The following is a 23,203-nucleotide window of genomic DNA, read 5'->3' as shown; positions in this document are numbered from 1 at the left end:
CATTTATACTTAATTAGTTAGTTTATCTATAATATGAGCATATGCTTCCACGGATCTCAACTCCTCAAGCAACTGTATAGCAAAGTTTTTAAATCGCCAATTATGGTGTTTGGTGGCCTGAATTAAATTACCCAATGATCGCTCGTCAAAGCCATTGATCAGCTTCACATAATGAAATGCATTCATCCGCAATTCAAACCCAAATTCCGGATCTGTATAGCCGTTGAGCTCATCAAAAATTGCTTCTTTCTGATCAGGCTGATACTCTACCGTATTTAAATGCAAAGCGAGCCAAAGCAACTTAACGTTATAATCACTAAAACCAACTATAGATTTAGTTTGCTGCAAATACCGAGCACGGTCTTGCGAAAAATTAACCCATAAATTGTACAGTGCCGCCTCCTTAGTTAAGTAAGAGGCATCTTGCAGCAAACTCTCGTAACGCTGCTTAAAATCTAGAGGAACGGTGGTCAATTTTTGTGCAATAGCTTGCCGCACTTCCATACTGTTATTAAAATCTTCCAATTTAACAACATAGGACTCATGGGAGAGAATTTTTATTTTGGCTTGATCAGAAATATCAGATACCAAATAATCATTGCATAAATCCGGATGCCTTTCACAACTCACCTCCATATATTCCCGAATAAACGCAGAGGCCTTTAAACTTTTCACCATAGCATCTTGAGGCAAGGCTACATCTTCCAACCAAGTTTTGACAAAATCAGACAATTCCTGACCACTGGCTTTTTCAACTTCAGATATAAAATCAGATGTTTCTACGTTTTGAAAACTGTGCTCTTCAAGATAGTTTCTTACGGCAGTCCTAAACGCCTCGTCCCCTACTTGCTCTCGCAACACATGTAAAGTCCAAGCACCCTTCTGATAAAAGGTCAGACTGCTAGATTTAGGATCGAGCAATGACGTGTTGTTCCCCGCGTTTTCCTGCGCCAATAACTGCTGAGCATATTCGTGCAGGCGCCAATAATAATAGTCCTCACCAAACACCTCTCGTTCCGCTAAAAGCGCGTAATAGGTAGCAAATCCTTCTTGCAACCAATGGTGCGTACTGCTCTTAGCAGTAACTAAATTGCCAAACCACTGGTGCGCCAACTCATGCGCATTGACGTTGACATAATTTCTATCGTTAAATGCGATATCATCCACCACCAACGCATCAGAGAAAATGGTTAACGTTGTGTTTTCCATCCCCGAATACAGAAAATCCTTCACAGGTGCTTGTCGGTATGTTTTCCAAGGAAAATCGACCCCGATTTCGGATTCCAAAAAGTCAAACATCTGTTTGCTATAGCGATAAGTAGCGTCTACTTTGGCGGAATCGTCTTGGTAATAGTAATACTCTAAAGGAATGCCTCTATTAGAAATTTCAGATTTGACTTCGTACTCGCCAATAACAAGTGCCACAAGATAACTGCTCATTGGCGCCTCCATATCATATGACCATTTCAGGCGTCCTTCGGGTAAGATTTCCTTTTTGACAAGCAGACCGTTTGCCAGCACAGTGTAGCCTTCATCATGAATGATGGACAGATCAAATTCAATTTTATCGTTAACATCATCACTGCTAGGCAACCAATGACTGGTGTACTTGCCCTGACCTTGGGTCCAAACTTGATCACCTATCCAATAAAGCGCTTGAGTTGGCTTTGCAGTATAGGAGAATTGCACCTCATACTCGCCCTGTTGTTTAAAGTTGCGATAGAAAACCACCTTGTCCGGATATACCTTATACTTTAGGTCTTGATAGGCTGCAGCATCTAAATTTTTAATTTTCAACCTATTAAAAGTCATTCCGACGGCGTCCAAGTACACGGAATCACTATCCTTTAATACAGCAAACTTCACGGATACATCGCCGGAAAGCGCTCCTAGATTCAAAAACTCAAGATCCGCCTTGAGGCTCTGAAAGTCGACAACTTCGGTTTGCTGCGCGAAGGCCTGCACCGTAATCAGCGCAAGACAGGTCATTAAAAACAATCTCATAAACAAGTATTTACTAAACTGAGACCAAATTAAGAAAATAAATCGCTAATAGCGTTTGAGGCCAGGCGATATTCACCCAAAAGCCGCTGAGCTGAATTTAATATAAGATTGAGATTGTTCGCTCTTTGCGTTTTAAAAACCCGATTGGAACAACTTCTTCAGTTTTACATTCACCGGAAATTGTTAAATTCGCAATTATGAATGCCAAATTGCAAACCCCCATTGACTACCTGAAGGGCGTCGGCCCCAATCGAGCGGCTTTACTTCGTTCTGAGCTTGGCATACACACCTATCAAGATCTGATCAACCTGTTTCCCAATCGGTATATAGACAAAACCAACTACTATAAAATCAACCAATTACAACGCAATGGCGCGGATGTTCAAATTATTGGTGTCATTACGGGGTTTAAAGACGTTGGTGAAGGCCGTGCGAAACGTTTGGTAGCGACCTTTAAAGACGACACGGGCATCCTAGAATTGGTATGGTTTAGGGGCCATAAATGGATTAGAGACAGCATCACCCCAGGCACCAAGTATGTCATTTTTGGAAAAACCAATTGGTTTAACGGCGTTTTTAGCATGCCGCATCCCGAAATGGAAGCCTTGGAGGAGCATGAGAAGAACTTACGGTCTGCCATGCAACCTATTTATCCGTCTACTGAAAAATTGGCCAATAAAGGGATTTCAAATCGGGTTTTGAACAAAATTATGCAGCAATTGTTCCTGGAAACTCATGGACGATTTGAAGAAACCTTATCCCCACGCCTCATTTCAGAACTGAAATTAATTGACAAAAGCAAAGCACTTTTTAACATCCATTTTCCCGAGAATAGTGAGCTCTTAGCGCAGGCACAATTCCGTTTGAAATTTGAAGAATTATTCTATATTCAGCTGCAATTAATCATCAAAAACCTGATCCATAAATCAAAAATTAAAGGCTATAATTTTGAACACGTGGGAGCACATTTTAACACGTTTTTTCAAGAGCATTTACCCTTCCAACTCACCAACGCACAGAAACGCGTTTTAAAAGAAATCAGGGCAGATTTTGGTAGCAATGCCCAAATGAATCGGCTTTTACAGGGTGATGTGGGTTCTGGGAAGACTATTGTTGCGTTAATGTCAATGTTAATGGCACTTGACAACGGTTTTCAGGCCTGTTTAATGGCACCGACTGAAATTTTGTCAGTACAACACTACCATGGACTACAAGAGTTACTTAACAAATTGAATATCAGTGTTGCACTACTCACCGGTTCAACCAAAACTTCAGAGAGACGAAAAATTCATGAATCTTTAGAGAATGGCGAATTGGACATCTTAATTGGCACACATGCTCTTTTGGAAGACAAGGTGAAATTCAAGAATTTGGGGCTTGCCGTCATTGATGAACAGCATCGATTTGGGGTTGCTCAGCGGAGTAAATTATGGCATAAAAACACCTCGCCACCTCACATTTTAATCATGACTGCTACCCCCATTCCGAGAACCTTGGCCATGTCCGTATATGGCGATTTGGATGTGTCTGTAATTGACGAATTACCGCCGGGCAGAAAAGACATTAAAACGGTGCATCGCTACGATAAAAATCGGCTAAAAGTGTTTGGGTTTATCCGAGATGAAATAAAAAAAGGCAGACAGATCTATATTGTATATCCCTTAATTCAAGAAAGTGAAAAAATGGATTACAAAGATTTGATGGATGGTTACGAAAGCATTTCTAGAGAATTCCCACTTCCTACCTATCAAATCTCCATTGTACATGGTCAAATGAAGCCGGCAGATAAAGATTTTGAGATGCAGCGCTTTGTTAAAGGAGAAACTCAAATCATGGTAGCCACAACAGTTATTGAAGTTGGGGTCAACGTGCCGAACGCCTCCGTAATGATTATTGAGAGCGCGGAACGCTTTGGCCTCTCCCAATTGCACCAATTAAGAGGCCGCGTAGGCCGTGGTGCTGAACAAAGTTATTGTATATTAATGACGAGTCACAAATTAAGTGAGGACAGCAAAACCAGGCTGCAAACTATGGTCAGCACCAACGACGGATTTGAGATTGCCGAAGTCGATTTGCGTTTGCGGGGTCCTGGAGATTTGATGGGGACACAACAAAGTGGTGTCTTAAACCTCAAAATTGCCGATGTTATAAAGGATAAAGACATTTTACAGCATGCACGCTATTACGCCAAAGCCATTTTAAAGGCAGATCCTTCCCTATCCGCACCAGAAAATGTCGTCCTGCGTTACACGTATGCCCAATTGAGCAAGTATAAGAATATTTGGAATTACATTTCCTAGACGGTTCTGCATTACATAACAAATTAAATGCTTGAGATTTTTTATCGCTCAATTACGCTAACAACCGATATTTTACTCCTGCTACTGTAGAATCTACTCCATTTGCATCTTCAAAAATAGTGGTATCTTCGGCCCTTACTATTCGAAAATCAGCACTTCGAATTTAATTTCATCCTATGTTACATCTAAAACTAGAGACCGATCCGCGTTGGGCGGTGATTGCCGAAGAAAATATTGAAGAAATCTTAACGGACCACGCCTGGTGTGAGCAGAAAGCGGCAACCAATGCCATTACCATCATCACCCACAATTCACAATACGAAGACCTCGTAACCGAACTGCTGGAATTGGCCAAGGAAGAATTAGAACACTTCCAAATGGTGCACGACATCATTAAAAAACGGGGCTACACGTTGGGAAGAGAGCGTAAGGACAGCTACGTCAATGAGCTATACAAATTTATGAACAGAGGTGGGAATCACCTTCAAAGCATGGTAGACAGGCTTCTATTTTCCGCAATGATTGAAGCCAGAAGCTGTGAACGTTTTAAAATGTTGTCCGAACACATTCAAGACCCTGAATTATCAAAATTTTATTATGACCTGATGGTCAGTGAGGCAGGGCACTACACATTATTTATTGGATTTGCCCGGAAGTATGGTAAAGACATTGATGTAGATAAACGCTGGAAGGAATTGGTAGATTTTGAGGGCGAACTCATCAAAAGCTACGGGAAAAGCGAAAGCATTCATGGCTAACCGGTAGAAAGTACAGCAACAACATTGGTTTTAATTGAGATTTATGTCGGTCTATTCGGCCAAAAGCTCATCTAAATAACTGCTAAACTCCTTTTTAAACGCCACATACTTTTCTCCGGTTGCAGGCCCGTTAAAACCGGTATGGATTTTACGCACGGTTCCTGTTCTATCCAAGAATATCGTGGTGGGATACGACATCACCTCACTAAGCATCGGCAGCTTCTTATGAGCCGCCAATTTATCGGAGCCGCCGTGTTGCGCCAACAAAATAGGATAGGTAATCCCTAATCTGTCTTTTAATCGCTTGATTGCAGCAAAAGCCAGAGCCTCGGTTTTCGCATTTTCAAAAGCCAATGCTACAAAAGCGATATCCTTGTTGGCATGGTTTTTATAAAATTCAGTAAAATAAGTGCTCTCATCCAGACAATTAGGGCACCAAGTTCCCATTAACTGCACGACTACCACCTTATCTTTAAACTGGGCATCTGTCAAGGAAACCAACTGACCGTTCTCATCAGGGAAACTGAACTCTAATCGCTCATAGGTATCGTTAAACGTCGTGAGCGTGTTCGCATCTGGCAACTGAAAATCTTCATTTCGTTGCGCTTCAAAGTCCGCTTGCCACGTCGTACTCGAATAAAATATACCTTGTAAGGTGCTATCTTTTACCGCTGCCAAAAATAAATAAGCGTGGGCACCATCAAAAGTGGATAATTTCAACTGATCGCCATCTACCACACCTTCCAAATATCTGTAATCGCCAGTTTTAGTTTGAAACGTTCCGGTGACCCGCTTTCCTTGCTGCCCAAAAACACCTTTGGCGGCATAGCCTTCACCATCCCCTTTTGGAGTAAATAACACTTCCCAATTCCCAGTAACATTGATCTGCGGAGGCGTTTGTGTTTCAAACCGTTCTTTAATCGCATATTCTGCTGTAAAAGGAATTTCCATGTTCATGCTTTCATTAACATAGACCCCAACCATGCGTTCATCGCTGAGCTTTACCTGAAAGTACCCGTCAAATACCGGCATCTGAATGCGAATGGAATCATTTTGATAGCTGATGTCATCAACTAATATGATCTCATCTGCATTAATTATTTTTAAACTGTGGTCTGAGGTAACTTCAAAATTGAACGGCAATCGGACATCCGCATTTAATTGCAAGTACCCTAACCACTCCCCTTGTTTCATTTTGTCTGAGGGTTTGTTTTGACAAGAGAGCATGGGAACCGCAAAAAGAATTAGGAGGAAATATTTCATATCGCACTGTGACTTTGGTTGGTGGCCGAAATTAATAAGAAAAACATGGAAAATAACATAATTTACAATTTCTATAACTATATACTATTATTATCTTTACGCCGAATTTAAACAGGACACAATATTCAGGTATTTCGATTTATCGGCGTATAAAGCGTATTAAAAACCCTAACTCCTTAAAGCATAAGATTTAAAAGATGAAAATTTCCTATAATTGGTTAAAGCAATTTGTCAATATTAATTGGACTCCAGAAGAAACAGGAGAACTCCTCACAGATTTAGGCCTGGAAGTTGAAGGCATTCAGAAATTTCAATCTGTGAAAGGCGGATTGGAAGGCATTGTTGTAGGTGAAGTGCTGACCTGCATTCAACATCCTAATGCTGATCGTCTTAAAATTACCACGGTAAACATTGGCGATGGCGCTCCTTTGCAAATTGTATGTGGCGCTCCTAACGTTGCTGCAGGACAGAAAGTTCCGGTAGCCACTATCGGAACTACTCTTTATACAGATAAAGGTGAAGCTTGGACCATCAAAAAAGGAAAAATTAGAGGCGAGGAAAGTCACGGAATGATCTGTGCCGAAGACGAGTTAGGCTTGGGTGCCTCTCACGACGGCATTTTAGTATTGGATGAAGCCACTGAGGTTGGGACCTTGGTCGCGGAACTTTACGACGTAGAGAATGACCACGTTTTCGAAATCGGACTGACGCCAAATCGCGCTGACGCGATGAGCCATTTTGGAACTGCGCGGGATTTAAAGGCGGGCTTGTTGCAAAAAGACATCAATATGGAAATGATCACCCCTTCAGTGAGTGCATTTCGGGTGGATAACACCATTTTAAAAGTAGATGTTGAAGTTGAAGATAAAGAACTGGCACCGCGCTACTGTGGACTGACCATTTCAGATGTTAAAGTAGGACCTTCTCCTGCTTGGCTTCAAAACAGATTAAAAGCGATTGGGTTGACTCCCAAAAACAATATTATTGACGTAACCAATTATGTTTTACACGATTTAGGTCAGCCGTTGCATGCCTTTGACGCCAATAAGATTGAGGGCCATAAAGTAATCGTTAAAACCTTGCCTAAGGGCACTAAATTTAAAACCTTAGATGGGATTGAACGCGAACTTCATGAAGAGGATTTGATGATTTGTGATGTTGCCAAACCGATGTGTATTGCAGGCGTGTTTGGTGGTGAACTCTCTGGAGTTACGGAGCATACCACCAGTATTTTCTTAGAGAGCGCTTATTTTAATCCAGTAAGCATTAGAAAGTCAGCCAAACGTCATGGTTTAAATACGGACGCTTCCTTCCGATTTGAGCGTGGCGTTGACCCTCATATTACTGAATACGCTTTAAAACGTGCAGCTTTATTGATTCAGGAAGTTGCTGGCGGCCATGTGACCAGTAATTTGGTAGATCTTTATCCGAAGCGCATAGAAGATTTTCAGGTACGTTTAAGTTTTGAAAACGCTCAAAAATTAATCGGCGAAGAGATTCCTAAAGATGTGATCAAAAGCATCTTGATGTCTTTAGATATCAAAATCAACAATGTCACAGAAACCGGCTTAGGACTTACTGTTCCTGCTTATCGTAATGATGTGGTGCGTGAGGCGGACATTATTGAGGAAATTCTGAGGGTTTACGGATATAATAATATCAACACCCACGAAAAACTCAACGCCTCCATTTCTAACAGTACTAAATTTGAAGATTATAAACTGCAGAATATTGTGGGCAACCAATTGGTAGGACAAGGGTTTTATGAGATATTATCCAACTCCTTAACCACACCTGACTATGTTAAATTAACGGAAAACTTAAAAGAAGAACACAACGTGGTGATGCTTAATCCGCTAAGCACAGATTTAAGTGTGATGCGCCAAAGTTTGTTGTTTTCAGGCTTGGAAGCCATCAGTCGGAATGTAAATAGACGACGTTCAGACTTGAAATTATTCGAATTTGGCAAATCGTACCACAGTTATCCGGAAAATCGGGTTGAGAATAAACATCTCACCTTATTTTTAAATGGCAATAAAACGGCCACCCGTTGGAATGCCGCCGAGCAACCGAGCGATTTCTTCCAATTAAAAGGAATTATTGCAGCCATTTTAGAACGCTTAGGTTTAAACAGAGTTAAATCAGCTGCACTTCAGAATGACGTATTCAGCGAGGGCATTAGCTTAGTCTTAGGAAATAAGACCTTGGTTGAATTTGGCTTAGTGAGTAAAAAAATCTTAAAACATTTTGATATCTCCCAAGACGTGTTGTACGCTGACTTTAATTGGGACAATGTTATTGACCTGGCGAAACACAACAGCGCTAGCTTTAAGGAACTGGCAAAATACCCATCTATCCGTCGCGACTTCGCCCTATTATTGGACAATGCCGTCACTTTTGAAGATATTGACACTATTGCCAATCAAACCGAAAAACGTTTACTAAAAGATGTCGATTTATTTGATGTGTATCAAGGTGAGCATCTTCCGGAAGGAAAGAAAAGTTATGCCGTGAGTTTTAAATTTCAAGATGAGCATAGCACATTGACCGATAAGCAGATAGATAAAATTATGGGCAAGTTGCAATCTAATTTTGAAGAGAAATTGGGCGCAGAATTAAGATAGCATTTTTTACAAGTAGAGATTACTTTAATAAACAACAGAACGGTAGCGAAAAGCTATCGTTTTGTTTGAAAATTATGTTTTATTTAATAGTAAAGCCTCAAATAATTCTTAATTTTAACATCTTAACCAAAACACACACACTATGTCAACAGTCACACTTAAAGGCAACCCGGTAACAACTTCTGGAGTACTTCCAAAAACGGGTACTGATGCTCCTAATTTTAAATTGGTCGCTACTGATTTATCGTCAAGATCCCTAAATGATTATATAGGGTTACGAGTGGTCCTTAATATATTCCCAAGCATTGACACAGGCACCTGTGCACAATCTGTAAGAACGTTTAACGAAAAAGCGAGTCAATTAGACAATACCAAAGTATTATGTATCTCTAAAGATTTACCATTTGCCCTCGCCCGTTTTTGTGGTGCCGAAGGCTTAGAAAATGTGGAAAGTCTTTCAGATTTTAGAGATGGTAATTTCGGAAAATCCTATGGTTTAACATTTGTGGATGGTCCTTTAGAGGGCTTACACTCAAGATGTGTGGTGGTCTTAAATGAAGATGCTGAAGTCATTTACACGGAACAAGTTTCAGAAATCACAGAAGAACCTAATTACGAAGCAGTTATAAACACGCTGTCTTAATCTCAATATATGTCGGGTAAAAAAGATTCCTTTTTGGTCAATCGCCTCAAGAGCGTCGGTTGGGCATTTAAAGGGGCATGGCTGTTGCTCCGCACTGAAGCCAGCATCCAGATTCAATTTTGTGTGGCTATTGCGGTCACCATCGCCGGTTTTTACTTTGACATATCCAAAACGGAGTGGCTTTTTCAAGTTGCCATGATTGGATTGGTGATGAGTATTGAAGGAGTCAACACGACCATTGAATATATTGCTGATTTTATTCATCCAGAATTCCACACCAGTATTGGCCGCATAAAAGATGTGGCCGCTGGTGCTGTTTTTATCGCCTCCATTGCCGCTATTATCGTGGCCGCAATCATTTATTATCCAAAGCTTTTTTAATACTATTTCCGTTAGGATTAACGTTAGTAATTTGTATTTTTGTTTCCTTAGGCAAACATGCAATCCTAACCTATTTCAGTAATATAATTAAGAATTAATAGATTTCCGTGGTCACGGAAAGGCACTATGGCGAAGAAGAAAATCAAGACTAAAAGCAGCACTACAACACAAACTAAAAAGCCAAAATTCAAATTGACAAGTCAACAGAAACTTGTTTTTGGAAGCTTGTTGATGATTATTGGCATTTTACTTTCCATTGCTTTTCTATCGTTCTTCTTTACAGGGGAAGCAGATCAAAGTACACTTACAGAAATTGGAACACGGGACGTGGTTGCCGAAAATTGGCTGAATAAATTGGGCGCTTGGGTAAGCGATTTCATTATCATGAAGGGCTTTGGAGTCGCCGCCTTTATCTTTGCCGGCTTGGTTTTCCTGACTGGCATTTACGTTACCTTAGACATTAATAGAGCGAAGTTAAGAAGCAATTGGATTTGGGGAACCCTTACCGCCATTTGGCTGTCCATTTTCTTCGGATTTTTCACCCATAAATACGATGCCCTCGGCGGCACTATTGGGTTTGAAATGAATTCCTTTTTTCAAGATTATATCGGCGTAATTGGTACCGCCCTCCTTCTCTTTTTTGGTTTGATTATTTATGCCGCCATCAAGTGGAATGTTACAGGCCAATCTATTGTTGCCTTTTTCAAATCGGCCAAGAACGAAATGGTAGACGATTTTAACACTAATTCCCAATCGTCAGACGGCTATGCGCCACTAGATAACGATCTATCGGCGGAAGCTGAAGACATTAAGACTGCCTTCGATTTAAAACCCGCCCAACAAAAGGAAATTCCCCAAAAGGAAAAAGTTATCGCCCCCGTTAAGCCACGTACCGAAACTCCAGTTACCGTCCCTAAGCTTAACATTGAAGTGCCTCAAGTAAAACAGGAGCCTGTTGCCGTTGAAGCGGTAGAAATGGAAGTAGAACAGGTGGCCGAAGAAGCTTCAGAAAGTGACAATTTATCCGCCAGACTGGTGGCCGATTTTGGACAATTCGATCCGACCTTAGAATTGAGCAAATATCAATTTCCTCCTTTAGACCTACTTAAACGCTACGATTCTGAAAGCATCACCATTGATCAGGACGAACTTGAAGAAAAAAAGAACCGAATTGTTGAAACCCTCAACAATTACAATATTGGCATTAGCAGCATTAAGGCGACCATTGGACCAACCGTAACCCTTTATGAAATTGTGCCAAACGCCGGCGTACGGATCTCTAAAATTAAAAATTTAGAAGACGATATTGCTCTATCCTTGGCTGCCTTGGGTATTCGTATTATTGCCCCAATTCCTGGCAAGGGAACGATCGGTATTGAAGTACCAAATAAAAACTCGACGATCGTATCCATGCGTTCGGTAATTGCTTCCCAAAAATTCCAAATGTCAGAAATGGAACTGCCAATTGCTTTTGGAAAAACCATCAGTAATGAAACCTTTGTGGTGGATTTAGCAAAAATGCCCCACTTACTGATGGCAGGAGCTACCGGACAAGGGAAATCGGTAGGATTGAACGCCGTATTGACCTCCTTGCTTTATAAAAAACATCCTGCCGAAGTAAAATTTGTGCTGGTCGATCCTAAAAAAGTAGAACTGACTTTATTCAATAAAATAGAGCGTCATTATTTGGCCAAATTACCAGATAGTGAAGACGCCATTATTACAGACAATACGAAGGTAATCAACACCCTGAATTCGCTATGTATTGAGATGGACAACCGCTATGAGATGTTAAAAAACGCCATGTGTCGTAACATTAAAGAGTATAACGATAAATTTAAGGCGCGTAAACTCAATCCTGAAGAAGGCCATCAGTTCTTACCCTATATCGTTCTTGTGGTTGATGAGTTTGCTGATTTGATTATGACCGCAGGTAAAGAAGTTGAAACCCCTATTGCCCGTTTGGCGCAATTGGCGCGAGCCATTGGGATTCACTTAATCATTGCCACCCAACGACCTTCTGTAAATGTTATTACTGGTATTATTAAGGCGAACTTCCCGGCGCGACTCGCTTTTAGGGTGACTTCAAAAATTGATTCCCGGACTATTTTAGATAATTCTGGAGCCGATCAATTGATTGGCCGTGGGGATATGTTATTTACCCAAGGAAATGAACTCACCAGAATTCAATGTGCATTTGTCGATACTCCTGAAGTGGAGCTGATCACAGAGTACATCGGCAATCAGAAGGCCTATCCGGATGCTTATCTCTTGCCAGAATATGTTGGCGAAGAGAATGGCACAAGTCTTGATATAGACATCTCGGACAGAGATAAACTGTTCAGGGAAGCGGCTGAAGTTATTGTCACCGCACAGCAAGGCTCCGCTTCTTTATTACAACGTAAATTGAAATTAGGCTATAATAGAGCCGGTCGATTAATTGACCAATTGGAAGCTGCCGGCATTGTCGGACAGTTTGAAGGCAGTAAGGCCCGACAAGTGCTGGTACCTGATTTAGTGGCACTCGACCAGCATTTAGCCAATGAAATTTAATTTTTTTGATAACAGGATTAATTCCCAAGGGATTTTAAAAAACAGAATAATGAAAAAACTATTTGGATTAGCAATTGTATTATTATCATTTACCACCTACGCACAGGACGCCGCAAAAGCGAAAGTCTTGCTTAACGAGGTCAACGCTAAAGTAAAAGGATACCAAAATATTGGTATCGATTTTAAATATGTACTTAAAAACACCAGTGAGAACATCAATCAGGAAACTCGTGGTGATGTGGTTATTGAAGGTGATAAGTATTTACTAAACATTCTTGGCGTCACCCGTATTTTTGATGGCAAAACCCTTTACACCATCAATCCTGAAGATGAAGAGGTGACTATTTCTAAGAACAACACAGAGGACGAAAACACGATTACACCAAGTAAAATGCTTTCGTTTTATCAAGAAGGCTACAACTATGCCATGGATATCGTTCAGAATGTCAACGGACGTAAAATTCAGTATGTCAAATTAACGCCAATGGACAGCAATTCAGAGATCAAGCAAGTGCTTTTGGGCATCGATGCGCAAACCAAACATATTTACAATCTGATTGAAGTAGGCAAAAACGGAACGCAAACTACATTAACTGTAAATAGTTTTAAAACTAATGAGCCTATCTCAAAAACCTTATTTACTTTTGACGCCAATAAGTACAAGGGTTATTATATCAATAAGCTTGACTAGATAAGGCGTACACTTTATGAAAATACTGGATAGGTATATACTTAAGACCTACTTAAAAACATTTTTGAGCGTGTTTGTTATACTCATGCTCATTTTTGTTTTACAAGCTGTTTGGCTTTATATTTCTGAATTGGCAGGAAAAGATTTGGACGTTGACGTCATCTTCAAATTCTTGCTCTACATTACACCTACCCTAATCCCATTAATATTACCGCTGACCATTTTATTGGTCTCGATCATGGTTTTCGGAAGTTTTGCCGAAAATTATGAGTTTGCAGCCATGAAATCCACAGGTATTTCGTTGCAACGCGCTATGAGAGGGTTGAGTATTTTTATCATCCTACTTTCAGTCACTACCTTCCTATTTGCAAACAATGTCATCCCCTGGGCGGAATACAATGCCTATAACTTGCGGAAAAACATTGCCAAGGTTAAGCCCCAAATGGCCATTGCCGAAGGCCAATTCAATGAGTTAGGCGATTTCAATATCAAAGTAGATAAAAAAACGGGCGATCGCGGACAGTTTCTGACTAAGGTCATCATGCACCAACGTAAAAACAACAGGCCGGGCAACCACACGGTGATTATTGCGGAGTCTGGAGAATTAAAAAGCAGTCCCAACTCCAATATTCTGCAATTGGTGTTGTTCAACGGTAATTATTACGAAGAAGTGTTTAGTAAAAAACCGGCTGAAATAGAAAAGAAGCCCCACGTTAGAAGCTATTTTGAGACCTACACTATGAATGTCGATTTGGAAGAATTGAACGATGTCGATTTGGACGAAAAGAATTACACCAGCCGGTACAATATGTTAGATGTTGGTGGGCTTAATTATACAATTGACAGTTTATATACCACCAAATCTCAGGAATACAAAGATTTTTCAGAAACCTTATACACAAGGACGTCAATAGGAACAATCAATTCCAATCTGATTCTGGACCGTAAAATTATTTCAGAAACGGTACCAAACACCCCCGAAGACATCTCTAAACCCATCCCGCCTTTTGAAGGCGACATTACCGATCTTTACGATACGAAAACCAAGTTGCAATTGGTGAATTTGGCTTTGAATACGGTGAACAGCACCACTCAAATTATGGATACCAAGCAGCAGTTTCTACAAGTATCCGAGAAAAATCTAAACAAACATTTAATTGCCCTCCATGAAAAATATGTGTTGGGCTTTGCCTGTTTTATCTTGTTTTTTGTGGGTGCACCACTGGGCGCATTGATCCGTAAAGGAGGGATCGGCTTGCCCTTAGTAATCGCTATCCTCCTATTTCTGACCTACCATTTTATTGGGATTTTCGCTAAAAACAGTGCCGAAGATGGGACTTTGAATCCAATATTAGCCACTTGGCTTTCCACGTTAATCATGCTTCCCTTGGGCGTTTACCTCACCACACGCGCAACCAATGACAAAGGTCTGTTCGATTTTGACAGTTATCTCAATCCCATCAAAAGTTTTCTCAACCTCCGCCCTAAAAATTCGGTTATGGTGGATGGTGAACTGGTGCAGTATAGTTTCTTAGATGGCTATCACAATGAAAAATTGATTGAAGTGATTAAAAATCATGACGAGCTCGATTTTGATCAAAGTGTGAAACCCTTCGCCTTAAACCAACTATTAAAGCGCAATCAAAGTGTTGAAGACCTTCAAAAACAAGGCATTGCCATCACGGACACCTATATTAAATCTAGAAAAGATGCCCTAGACACCATCGGCTATTCAAATTTTGCGATTATTTTTTATCTGATTGGCCTCGTATTAATTGGCGTGCATTTCATATTGAAAAATAATGGCCTCCCTGAAACGGCAGCATCAGCCATCAATTTGGGCATTATCTCCCTACTCATTTATGTGTTGTATTATGTGGTAACCTTTGTAAAAGCCACAGCATTCTACAAACACCTTGGCTTAAACATTAAAGCTTTAAACCCATTTTTAATGCTCATGGGACTTCCCTTTTATGGAGTTTCCCACTTTTTACTTAAGAACAAAATCAAGGAAGACTTAGACCGTAGCGCTATCCAAAATGTAAAATAAGCTATATCTTTGCATATAATTTCAAAAAACATGACCACAAGCACATACACATCTGATATAAAATTACATACCATTCAAGAAGCCATTGAAGATATAAAGAATGGGAAAGTTATTATTGTTGTAGACGATGCCGATAGAGAAAATGAAGGTGATTTTGTAGCTGCTGCTGAAATGGTAACTCCAGAAATGATTAATTTTATGGCTACCCACGGACGCGGATTGATATGTACCCCACTGACCGAAAAGCGCTGCAAAGAATTGGATTTGCATCCTATGGTCCATAATAATACAGATCCTATGGAGACTGCTTTTACGGTTTCGGTAGATTTACGTGGTAATGGTGTCACTACGGGCATCTCAGCGAGTGATCGCGCTAAAACAGTCAAAGCACTCATTCATCCAGATACAAAACCTCACGAATTAGGACGTCCTGGCCATATTTTCCCTCTTGTAGCGAAACAAGGCGGCGTTTTAAGACGTACGGGACACACGGAGGCTGCTATCGATTTTGCGCGTTTAGCGGGCTTAAAACCTGCGGGAGTGATTGTGGAGATCATGAATGAGGATGGTACTATGGCACGCTTACCAGAATTGATGAAAGTGGCAGAGAAATTTGATGTCAAGATTGTGTCTATTGAAGACCTTGTGGCTTATAGAATGCAACACGACTCGTTGATTGAAAAGAAGGAAGATTTTGAAATTGTGACCCGTTTTGGGAAATACAGATTGAGAGCCTACCAACAGACGACCAATAGTCAGGTACATATTGCCTTAACTAAAGGTGCTTGGAAAACCAATGAGCCGGTGTTAACCAGAGTCAATTCCACCTTAGTCAACAACGACATTTTAGGCACTCTTACCAATAATGCGGACAAGAAACTAGATGACATGTTTAGATTGATCAATAAAGAAGGCAAAGGCGCCATTCTTTTTATCAATCAGCAGCACCAATCTACCGACCTATTAAACCGGTTGAAAACGCTAAAACAAGAGCAGAATCATAAAGATGTGATTAAGGCCCCGAGCATTTCTATGGACTCTAAAGATTTTGGAATTGGCGCTCAAATTCTTCATGATTTGAACATTCACAAACTCCTTTTAATGTCCAATAGCGAACACACCAAACGTGTAGGAATTATCGGATATGGTTTAGAAATTGTGGATCACGTCGATTATTAATTCTCCTAAATTTTTAGAGTAATCCCCCACCTTCAATATACCAATTGTTAGGCAAATCTCTTGTATCATACGGTCTAAACTGACAGTATTACGCAAAGAACGCGCTCGGCTTTATAGGGCGACTTCTTTTTCTTAAACTTATGAAAAAAGGTCAAATAAACGCAGAATCCTAAACTGTGATTTTAAATATTTTAAAACTATAGACATTTATTAATCAGAGTCTTAACACTTCTTAATTAAACAGAAGCTCTAATAGCTGCTACCATATTTTTTGCTCGTACCTCTAGATCTTGAGACGACCAGGAAAGCTTGATTAAACAGGATATATTCCGCCCGATATAGTGATCAGACTGCTTAAAAGTTTTGGTTTGAAGAGAGGCCAATCCCTCCTTAACTTCTTGTGAAATTGGATACAAAGTGTTTAGATTTTTTAGGTGCTCCCACTTTCGAACATAATGCCAACTGTTGTCATAATAATGAAAACAGCCATCGACACCTGCCGCTTTTAAAGTTGCCGAAGCCCTCCTGGAAGTTTCCAAATCAGGTAGAAAAAAATTGAGAAAAGCATAACTTTCCTCGCCCCCTTCAGGCACTGTTCTGAAGGTCACCTCAGGAATTTCTGAAAGGGCCTTTCTAAGCACTGTATAATTTTGTTTTTGAATGTTTAAAAACTCTGGCAGACGCCTGACCTGAGCCAAGCCTACGGCTGCGTGAAGTTCAGAAATCCTAAAGTTATAGCCTAAGAACGGGTGAGTTTCAGCACCACGGTCATTCCCAACGTGATCATGCCCATGGTCAGAGTACTGATCGGCATTGACATAAAACGCTTTATTATTGGTAACCACTGCCCCACCTTCACCGCTAGTCACGGTTTTGACAAAATCAAACGAAAAACAGCCCAAGTGACCGATAGTCCCTAACGCTTGACCTTTATAAGTAGCGCCAATGGCCTGACAGGCATCCTCAATCAAGATCAAGTCATGTTCATCACTAATGGCCTGGAGCGCGGCCATGTCGCCCATACTACCGCACATCTGAACCACCATGATGGCTTTAGTTCTTGGCGTAATGGCATTTTTGACCGCTTTAGGATCTAAAGCCAGGGTGTCGTCAATATCCACCAACACTGGGATAGCTCCCATCATCATGATAGCTTCAAAGCTGGCCACAAATGTAAATGAGGGCATGATGACCTCATCGCCTGCACCAACGCCTGCCGCCGCTAAGGCTACAGAAACCGCCGCCGTACCACTAGATACCAACTGCACATGCTGGGCTTTAAGAGTGGCCTGCAACTCCGTTTCTAACTCCTTTGCCTTCCAGTGTCCGTTGCGCATGCCGTCAAAGCCGTAGCGCATCAACACCCCACTATCTAATACATCATTTACTTCTTTGCGTTCCGCATTTCCAAACAATTCAAATCCTGGCATAACTATACTATATATTTTCTTAATTGTAAGAACAAAATTACGGTTTCTATAGTCATTGAAAAAGTGAAACTTCATAATTTAATAGCTCGATAAGCCCTCATTATAAATAGTTGTTTTTGATAAACTTTTTGTAAATTCAATTCATAAAAAATCATTAGTGTCCGATAAAAATAAATAATAAATTAACAAACTCATTTAAAGCAAGGGACATTAGAAGATTTCCTAAATGAAACCTTGCATTTTAGAAACTGTTTCTACCGAGAGGGAATGTGCGGTTTTAATTTAAATGATCGTTGTTTGTCAGTAAGTTGCAAACAAGTCTTAATTCTTTATTCTAACAGCGCAGCGCCTGCCTGCCGAGGAGGCAGGGTCTTGATTCTTGATCGGACAACAATGATAAAAAATATAAGTACTATGAAAAAATGCTCTCTATTAGTTATTTTATTGTTTTCAATGATGATCATCAGTTGTGGTCCGGGAAAAAGTGTTACACCGGTGGATCTTTATGTAGGCTCATGGAATATGTTGGTAGAAGATACACCACAAGGTGATGTTTCCGCAATTATCAAAATTATGAAAAGTGCAGAAGGCACCTATTCCGGAAACTTAAGTTCAGATTTGGGCGACTTCGATCTCTATGATTTCAAATTGGTGGACGATACCCTTTCCGCCGGATTTACGATTCAGGATGCTGAATTTAATCTTAGCGGTACTTTTGACAGCTTGCTCTTTAAAGGCTATGTATCAGGAATGGGAGAAGACTTTAAAACGTCTGGAAAAAAAATAATCGACTAAATCAAAGCGTTAAAATTGCGTTAGCGACATTTATTACATCTCGATAATACTATGTTCTAACGCTTTTCTGACTTTTTTAAAGCCCGCGAACATGTCTTCTTCTGACCTGTAACCTACGGGCAATAAGAGCACAGACTTTAATTCTTTCTGTTGGAGCTCTAAAATACGATCGAAGGCTGGACGGTCAAAACCTTCCATAGGGCAGGAATCAATACGTTCTACGGCACATACGGTCATTAAATTGCCCAAGGCGATATAGGCCTGTTTTATGGCCCACTGTTGCTGTTCTTCCTGGGTCATCTTGTTCATGATGGACTTCAGATCGTTTCTGTAAGGTTCTAAAATGGTTTCTGGCGTATTTCGTAACTCCCCCACATTGTCAAATAGATCGTCAATATCATCTGTATTTACGTGGTCTTTAATACACAGTACCAACAAATGGGATGCGTCTACAATTTGACTTTGATGGTAGGCCGCGGGCAATAATTTTTCGCGCAACGGCTTGTTTTCAATGATGAGCAATGAAATGGTCTGCAAACCAAAGGACGTCGCCGTTAAATTGAAGGCTTGTTTGAGTATATGCAACTTCTCAGAAGAGAGCACTTGGGTAGGGTTAAATTTTTTAGTAGCATAGCGCCACTGTAAACTTTCTATAATATCCATTGGTACACGTTAAATATAAGGACAAAAATACGGGATGTGATTTACAAATAGAGGGCATTTTAATCATTAAATTCTATGGTCTAATTTATTTGACTAAAAAGTTGTGATTTTATTTGAAAGAATTAAAAAAGGGTTCTATATTTGCACCCGCCTAAGCAAACAACTATTTGCTTATTCGGGCAAGCCCGCTGAGAACTGTTATTGTTTAAAGCGTTGGTAGCTTCGAAAAAGGCAAACGCAAGAGACACTGGAGAAATGGCAGAGCGGTCGAATGCGGCAGTCTTGAAAACTGTTGAGGGTCACACCTCCGGGGGTTCGAATCCCTCTTTCTCCGCTAAAACCCTGACAATCAATTGATGGTCAGGGTTTTTTTATACGATATTTTGAATGAATATATAATCAATGGTTCTGAACCCGTTGTCTCCACAACGATTGCATTAAATTTCACCAAATAGCGATATATTTTTAGATTGCTAATTTTTTTTCAAAATCAATCAGATTTATATAAATTCAAATATTCGGTGAGGGATTAGGTGCGTGAATAATTAGATGGATATACTCACCGAATCTGTAATATTTATTTAAAAATATTCATTAGTATGTTAACTTTAAAAGAGCGTGATAGAATTGTATATATCTAAATATTCAGGCCTCGAAACAACTCAATTTATATTTTAGAAAAGATACTAAGAACAAAATGGTTCTTCAAATTTATAAAATCAAAACTATAAAGCTGAACAATCAGCAGGAAAGGATTGTTAATGAGGAACAGGATATGCTTGTCTTCGATATAAAAGCATTCTCGTATTGGGGTCAAAATTAAATGAACACTTCAGTAATTCTGTGATACTATTAATTGTGGTTTTAGTATTTCTTAGACGTAATATAAATCGACATCTTCGTGAATTGTGCCTAGCTGGTTCAAGTCAAATGCGAATTAGGTAATAGTATTCCATAAAAAAACGAGTCAAACCTTGTGGAATGACTCGCAGTTTACGCCATGGGACTCGAACCCTATCTATACTTTAAGAACCGCATTTACTATCAAAACTTCATGCTCTAACAGAATTCACTTATCTCGCACCAATCGACGCTACCGTGCAATAAGACGTGATTTTAAATATACAAAAACAAACGCATATTTCCAATTTTGAGATCATAGATTTGTATCTAAATAACTATCAAAAAAATTCCCCGTTACATCAAGGTCTGTTGTTGCTATAATGGAATTCCAAGTGATGTTCCAATGGATGACCTTTTCACTCTGCCGTAATTTATTAATTCTAATTCCTGTGTGATAACTGTTAGCAGGTCTGGAAGTACTATAAATATCATTATTAGTAATGGTTCCTTTTCTACCTAATACCCCCCAAACTTTTATAGCATGAATAGGAACTTTATTGGCTCTAGTCATTCTATTCAAATCCAGTTGGTTATTATCAATAAACAACCGTTCACAATTACCTACAAATATGCCGTGCCGAGCATAATTGTTCAAAAGCGGAAGCGTATTGCGTACAAAGTTCTTTTCTATTTTTACAGTATTTATTATATCGAAATCCTCGCGCGAATTGTCCTGGTGGCTCAACCCAATATGGATGCCTTGTAAAAAATCTTCAATTCTATTTCTAATCACATGGACGTCCGTGGATACTTTCCCACCAATAACAATGCCTTGAAACCCCACCGATGGATCCTGCTCACTTAGCAAATCTACAAACTTGCTCAGTTCTGGCAGTTTATTATCTTTACTGTGGACATATTTTAAAACGGTCAGTTGCAAATGTTTTTTAAGTTCATCAATTGTGCTGATGTTATCTGAGGGAGGGTTTTTTTTAATTAATGCATGCCATACCTTGGCATTTCTAAGATCGGAATTGGTTCTAAAGCTGAGACTTTGATTTCCAAATCTTACTGTTTCATTGGTGTTTGAATTCGATTTCTCACTGATATTGGACATAAAAACCTCCATAAAAGCCTTACGGGTACGGTTGTCTTTTTTAATCCGATCGCGAACAGTAAAACTTTCGGGTTTTAATCTCATCGAAATGAGATTGTTTTCAACCACACTCCGCTTTGAGTTGACGATTACTAAACCGTGTTGATAAAAGCCTACATTTAATTTACAATTGGTAACTAGAATGGCACCAGGGTTTTGTTCAGTATTATAGTACGAAATGCATGAGGCTTGCGGCTTCCTGCCATGTCCACAACTTATATGTAGTTTGTCAATTGACAGTGACGGGGTATTAACAACTGTTACCGCCCCTTTTCGACTAACTACATCATCTTTATCTTGGTTTTTTACTTGATTTGTTTTAAAAGCCATATGGGATATATCCACACTGTTACAGCCATCAATTCTAAAAGCCACTTGAAGTTTTGTTGCCTGAATGATAGTGCCTTGTCCGCAACCGGTAATTAATAAATGCCCTTTATTTTTAATATTTACAGTGCTTTCAAGTGTGTAAACTCCGATATCAAAACAAATTTTGGCATCTTCATTTTCTTTAATGTGATCAAACACCCTTTCCCAACCTGCTTCAGGACTCACATGATAGGTACAACACCCACCTCCCGTTTTTGGTAATTCGGTAAGCGGAGGGAACAAATTCCTACAATCTGTGATGGATTCGATTTCGCCATCTTCAACCGCTACAACACCAATCTTGGCATAAGAAACATGTACACCTTTTGGCAGTTTTCTCTCCTCCAATGGCCATTCAATGGAAGAATCAATAGTCCTTGCCGGAATTAACCAATAATCTCCAGCCGTGTAAGTTCCTGTACTAAAATTCACCTCAACACCATCTTCAATTTGAACAAAGCTTGAACTCAACGGGATGTTCTCATTACTTTGATCCCAGCGGACAACTTTTAATCCCTGAACATCGAGTCCATCCACTGATGCACTAACACTTATCTCCATGGTATTCCTATTAATCCCCTCTATTTGAACGAGGTTATGAACAGTTCTACCAAGACTTGTTTTATGGTTTTTGAATTCCACCCAATCTCCTACCGAAAAACCAAGAACTTCATCTCTTCCGAGTGAATTGACTTTTACGACATCACTACCTGTAATTTCCAAAACATTGCTCGCAACAGAGGCATTTTCTCTTGACCATTTAAAAGTGGATTCAGATAAATTGCCACCCGTTTGAATTTCAATGCGGTACAATTGATTTTCCAACCTCCTGAAACCACCCGTTTGATTAAAACTGCAGGGATCTGTACTAGTATCTGACGAAACCGTTCTGGCTTCCAAAGTCCCAGTAGAAGTTCCTCCTATATTCCCGGACGGTATTTGAATATCTTCGCATTGTACACCATCATCAATGTGAGCAGCTTTTAATTGCCAAGTTGTTTGCAATCTCGTGGTGGTGTCTGGATCACCCAAAGCCTTTTCTCGAATTTGCGGGTCATCTAAAAAAGTAATCTCACGCTGCCACGCCTCCAAATAAAGCAGAAAACGACCGGCATCCATTTTTGTATGGATAAACCCATAGGGCAAGTGCACTCCCCCAGATGGAATCAGAACTCCCTCATTATTGATTCCGAAATTAACCTTGTCATCAAGTTCGCACAGTAGGCCGTTAACATAGATTCGCCCTGTTGAAATTGATAATTCCGAAGCCGAATGCAAGGCTAGTTGAAAGCCGTTTGAATGAATAGGAACTCCCGTTTTCCCTATAACGTCAACGGTCTGTTTATGAAGTCGATCTTGATACAAATCAGATTGTGCATTCCAATCTGAATCCAATAACACCCTTCCTTGCTGCATTCTCACAGCACTGTAATGTTTTTTTCTATCAAAAATCAATCGAGAATAATCACTTGACATAATATTTTGTTTAAGACATTAATAA

At 39.9% G+C, this 23,203-nt stretch carries 15 protein-coding genes and 1 tRNA gene; 11 read left to right on the top strand and 5 right to left on the bottom strand.

Annotated elements, in window-relative coordinates; genetic code table 11:
• Positions 1-9: 9 nt before the first annotated feature.
• A complete protein-coding gene (locus ES711_RS10615; protein ID WP_146893270.1) occupies positions 10-2,004 on the bottom strand; it encodes a M1 family metallopeptidase in 1,995 nt (664 codons plus the stop codon).
• A gap of 197 nt (positions 2,005-2,201) precedes the next feature.
• Here ES711_RS10615 and recG point away from each other — a divergent pair, with 197 nt between their 5' ends.
• Both recG and miaE read left to right on the top strand, forming a co-directional pair.
• A complete protein-coding gene (gene recG / locus ES711_RS10610) occupies positions 2,202-4,304 on the top strand; it encodes an ATP-dependent DNA helicase RecG (protein WP_146893269.1) in 2,103 nt (700 codons plus the stop codon).
• A 176-nt stretch (positions 4,305-4,480) separates the two neighbouring features.
• The gene (miaE, locus tag ES711_RS10605; protein WP_146893268.1) at positions 4,481-5,062 is read left to right on the top strand and encodes a tRNA-(ms[2]io[6]A)-hydroxylase; all 582 of its coding nucleotides are present in this window, start codon (positions 4,481-4,483) and stop codon (positions 5,060-5,062) included.
• A 51-nt stretch (positions 5,063-5,113) separates the two neighbouring features.
• Here the strand turns inward: miaE and ES711_RS10600 are convergent, their stop codons facing one another.
• Positions 5,114-6,325: a TlpA disulfide reductase family protein gene (locus tag ES711_RS10600; RefSeq protein WP_146893267.1), complete on the bottom strand. Its 1,212-nt coding sequence runs from the start codon at positions 6,323-6,325 to the stop codon at positions 5,114-5,116.
• A 197-nt stretch (positions 6,326-6,522) separates the two neighbouring features.
• On the opposite strand from ES711_RS10600, the gene pheT reads away from it, so the two are divergent.
• The 7 genes from pheT to ribB all read left to right on the top strand — a co-directional run bounded on the left by pheT (position 6,523) and on the right by ribB (position 16,446).
• Positions 6,523-8,949 carry a phenylalanine--tRNA ligase subunit beta gene (gene pheT, locus ES711_RS10595; protein WP_146893266.1) on the top strand — a complete coding sequence of 809 codons (2,427 nt, stop codon included), beginning with the start codon at positions 6,523-6,525 and terminating at the stop codon, positions 8,947-8,949.
• 142 nt (positions 8,950-9,091) lie between these two features.
• Positions 9,092-9,592: a thiol peroxidase gene (gene tpx, locus ES711_RS10590; protein WP_146893265.1), complete on the top strand. Its 501-nt coding sequence runs from the start codon at positions 9,092-9,094 to the stop codon at positions 9,590-9,592.
• Between the two features lie 9 nt (positions 9,593-9,601).
• On the top strand, positions 9,602-9,973 hold the full coding sequence (locus ES711_RS10585; protein ID WP_146893264.1) for a diacylglycerol kinase family protein: 372 nt from the start codon (positions 9,602-9,604) through the stop codon (positions 9,971-9,973).
• Positions 9,974-10,099: 126 nt separating this feature from the next.
• Positions 10,100-12,526 carry a DNA translocase FtsK gene (locus ES711_RS10580; protein ID WP_146893263.1) on the top strand — a complete coding sequence of 809 codons (2,427 nt, stop codon included), beginning with the start codon at positions 10,100-10,102 and terminating at the stop codon, positions 12,524-12,526.
• Positions 12,527-12,575: 49 nt separating this feature from the next.
• Positions 12,576-13,217, top strand: a complete 642-nt coding sequence (locus tag ES711_RS10575; protein ID WP_146893262.1) for a LolA family protein — start codon at positions 12,576-12,578, stop codon at positions 13,215-13,217.
• A 16-nt stretch (positions 13,218-13,233) separates the two neighbouring features.
• Positions 13,234-15,267, top strand: a complete 2,034-nt coding sequence (locus ES711_RS10570) for an LptF/LptG family permease (protein WP_146893261.1) — start codon at positions 13,234-13,236, stop codon at positions 15,265-15,267.
• Positions 15,268-15,297: 30 nt separating this feature from the next.
• Positions 15,298-16,446 (top strand): 3,4-dihydroxy-2-butanone-4-phosphate synthase, encoded by a 1,149-nt coding sequence (gene ribB, locus ES711_RS10565; protein WP_146893260.1) that lies wholly within the window; start codon positions 15,298-15,300, stop codon positions 16,444-16,446.
• Between the two features lie 236 nt (positions 16,447-16,682).
• Here ribB and ES711_RS10560 read toward each other — a convergent pair whose 3' ends face one another.
• On the bottom strand, positions 16,683-17,876 hold the full coding sequence (locus tag ES711_RS10560; RefSeq protein WP_146893361.1) for a DegT/DnrJ/EryC1/StrS family aminotransferase: 1,194 nt from the start codon (positions 17,874-17,876) through the stop codon (positions 16,683-16,685).
• 414 nt (positions 17,877-18,290) lie between these two features.
• Here ES711_RS10560 and ES711_RS10555 point away from each other — a divergent pair, with 414 nt between their 5' ends.
• Positions 18,291-18,671, top strand: a complete 381-nt coding sequence (locus ES711_RS10555; protein ID WP_146893259.1) for a hypothetical protein — start codon at positions 18,291-18,293, stop codon at positions 18,669-18,671.
• A 33-nt stretch (positions 18,672-18,704) separates the two neighbouring features.
• On the opposite strand, the gene ES711_RS10550 is transcribed toward ES711_RS10555, so the two are convergent.
• A complete protein-coding gene (locus tag ES711_RS10550) occupies positions 18,705-19,334 on the bottom strand; it encodes an NAD(P)H-dependent oxidoreductase (protein WP_146893258.1) in 630 nt (209 codons plus the stop codon).
• Positions 19,335-19,583: 249 nt separating this feature from the next.
• Here ES711_RS10550 and ES711_RS10545 point away from each other — a divergent pair.
• Positions 19,584-19,668, top strand: a tRNA-Ser gene (locus ES711_RS10545).
• Positions 19,669-20,490: 822 nt separating this feature from the next.
• Here the strand turns inward: ES711_RS10545 and ES711_RS10540 are convergent.
• Positions 20,491-23,178: a DUF6519 domain-containing protein gene (locus ES711_RS10540; RefSeq protein WP_146893257.1), complete on the bottom strand. Its 2,688-nt coding sequence runs from the start codon at positions 23,176-23,178 to the stop codon at positions 20,491-20,493.
• Positions 23,179-23,203: the final 25 nt, after the last annotated feature.

This window comes from Gelidibacter salicanalis (assembly GCF_007997285.1).
Lineage (GTDB): Bacteria > Bacteroidota > Bacteroidia > Flavobacteriales > Flavobacteriaceae > Gelidibacter > Gelidibacter salicanalis.
The sequence above is the reverse complement of the archived record's forward strand: the minus strand, read 5'-3'. Positions and strand labels throughout refer to the sequence as shown.

Coding starts and splice junctions, on each gene's coding strand:
- ES711_RS10570 (WP_146893261.1), top strand. CDS start 13,234: ATGAAAATACTGGATAGGTATATACTTAAGACCTACTTAAAAACATTT.
- ES711_RS10600 (WP_146893267.1), bottom strand. CDS start 6,325: ATGAAATATTTCCTCCTAATTCTTTTTGCGGTTCCCATGCTCTCTTGT.
- ES711_RS10615 (WP_146893270.1), bottom strand. CDS start 2,004: ATGAGATTGTTTTTAATGACCTGTCTTGCGCTGATTACGGTGCAGGCC.
- ES711_RS10585 (WP_146893264.1), top strand. CDS start 9,602: ATGTCGGGTAAAAAAGATTCCTTTTTGGTCAATCGCCTCAAGAGCGTC.
- ES711_RS10575 (WP_146893262.1), top strand. CDS start 12,576: ATGAAAAAACTATTTGGATTAGCAATTGTATTATTATCATTTACCACC.
- ES711_RS10560 (WP_146893361.1), bottom strand. CDS start 17,876: ATGCCAGGATTTGAATTGTTTGGAAATGCGGAACGCAAAGAAGTAAAT.
- ES711_RS10540 (WP_146893257.1), bottom strand. CDS start 23,178: ATGTCAAGTGATTATTCTCGATTGATTTTTGATAGAAAAAAACATTAC.
- ES711_RS10550 (WP_146893258.1), bottom strand. CDS start 19,334: ATGGATATTATAGAAAGTTTACAGTGGCGCTATGCTACTAAAAAATTT.
- pheT (WP_146893266.1), top strand. CDS start 6,523: ATGAAAATTTCCTATAATTGGTTAAAGCAATTTGTCAATATTAATTGG.
- tpx (WP_146893265.1), top strand. CDS start 9,092: ATGTCAACAGTCACACTTAAAGGCAACCCGGTAACAACTTCTGGAGTA.
- recG (WP_146893269.1), top strand. CDS start 2,202: ATGAATGCCAAATTGCAAACCCCCATTGACTACCTGAAGGGCGTCGGC.
- miaE (WP_146893268.1), top strand. CDS start 4,481: ATGTTACATCTAAAACTAGAGACCGATCCGCGTTGGGCGGTGATTGCC.
- ribB (WP_146893260.1), top strand. CDS start 15,298: ATGACCACAAGCACATACACATCTGATATAAAATTACATACCATTCAA.
- ES711_RS10580 (WP_146893263.1), top strand. CDS start 10,100: ATGGCGAAGAAGAAAATCAAGACTAAAAGCAGCACTACAACACAAACT.
- ES711_RS10555 (WP_146893259.1), top strand. CDS start 18,291: ATGAAAAAATGCTCTCTATTAGTTATTTTATTGTTTTCAATGATGATC.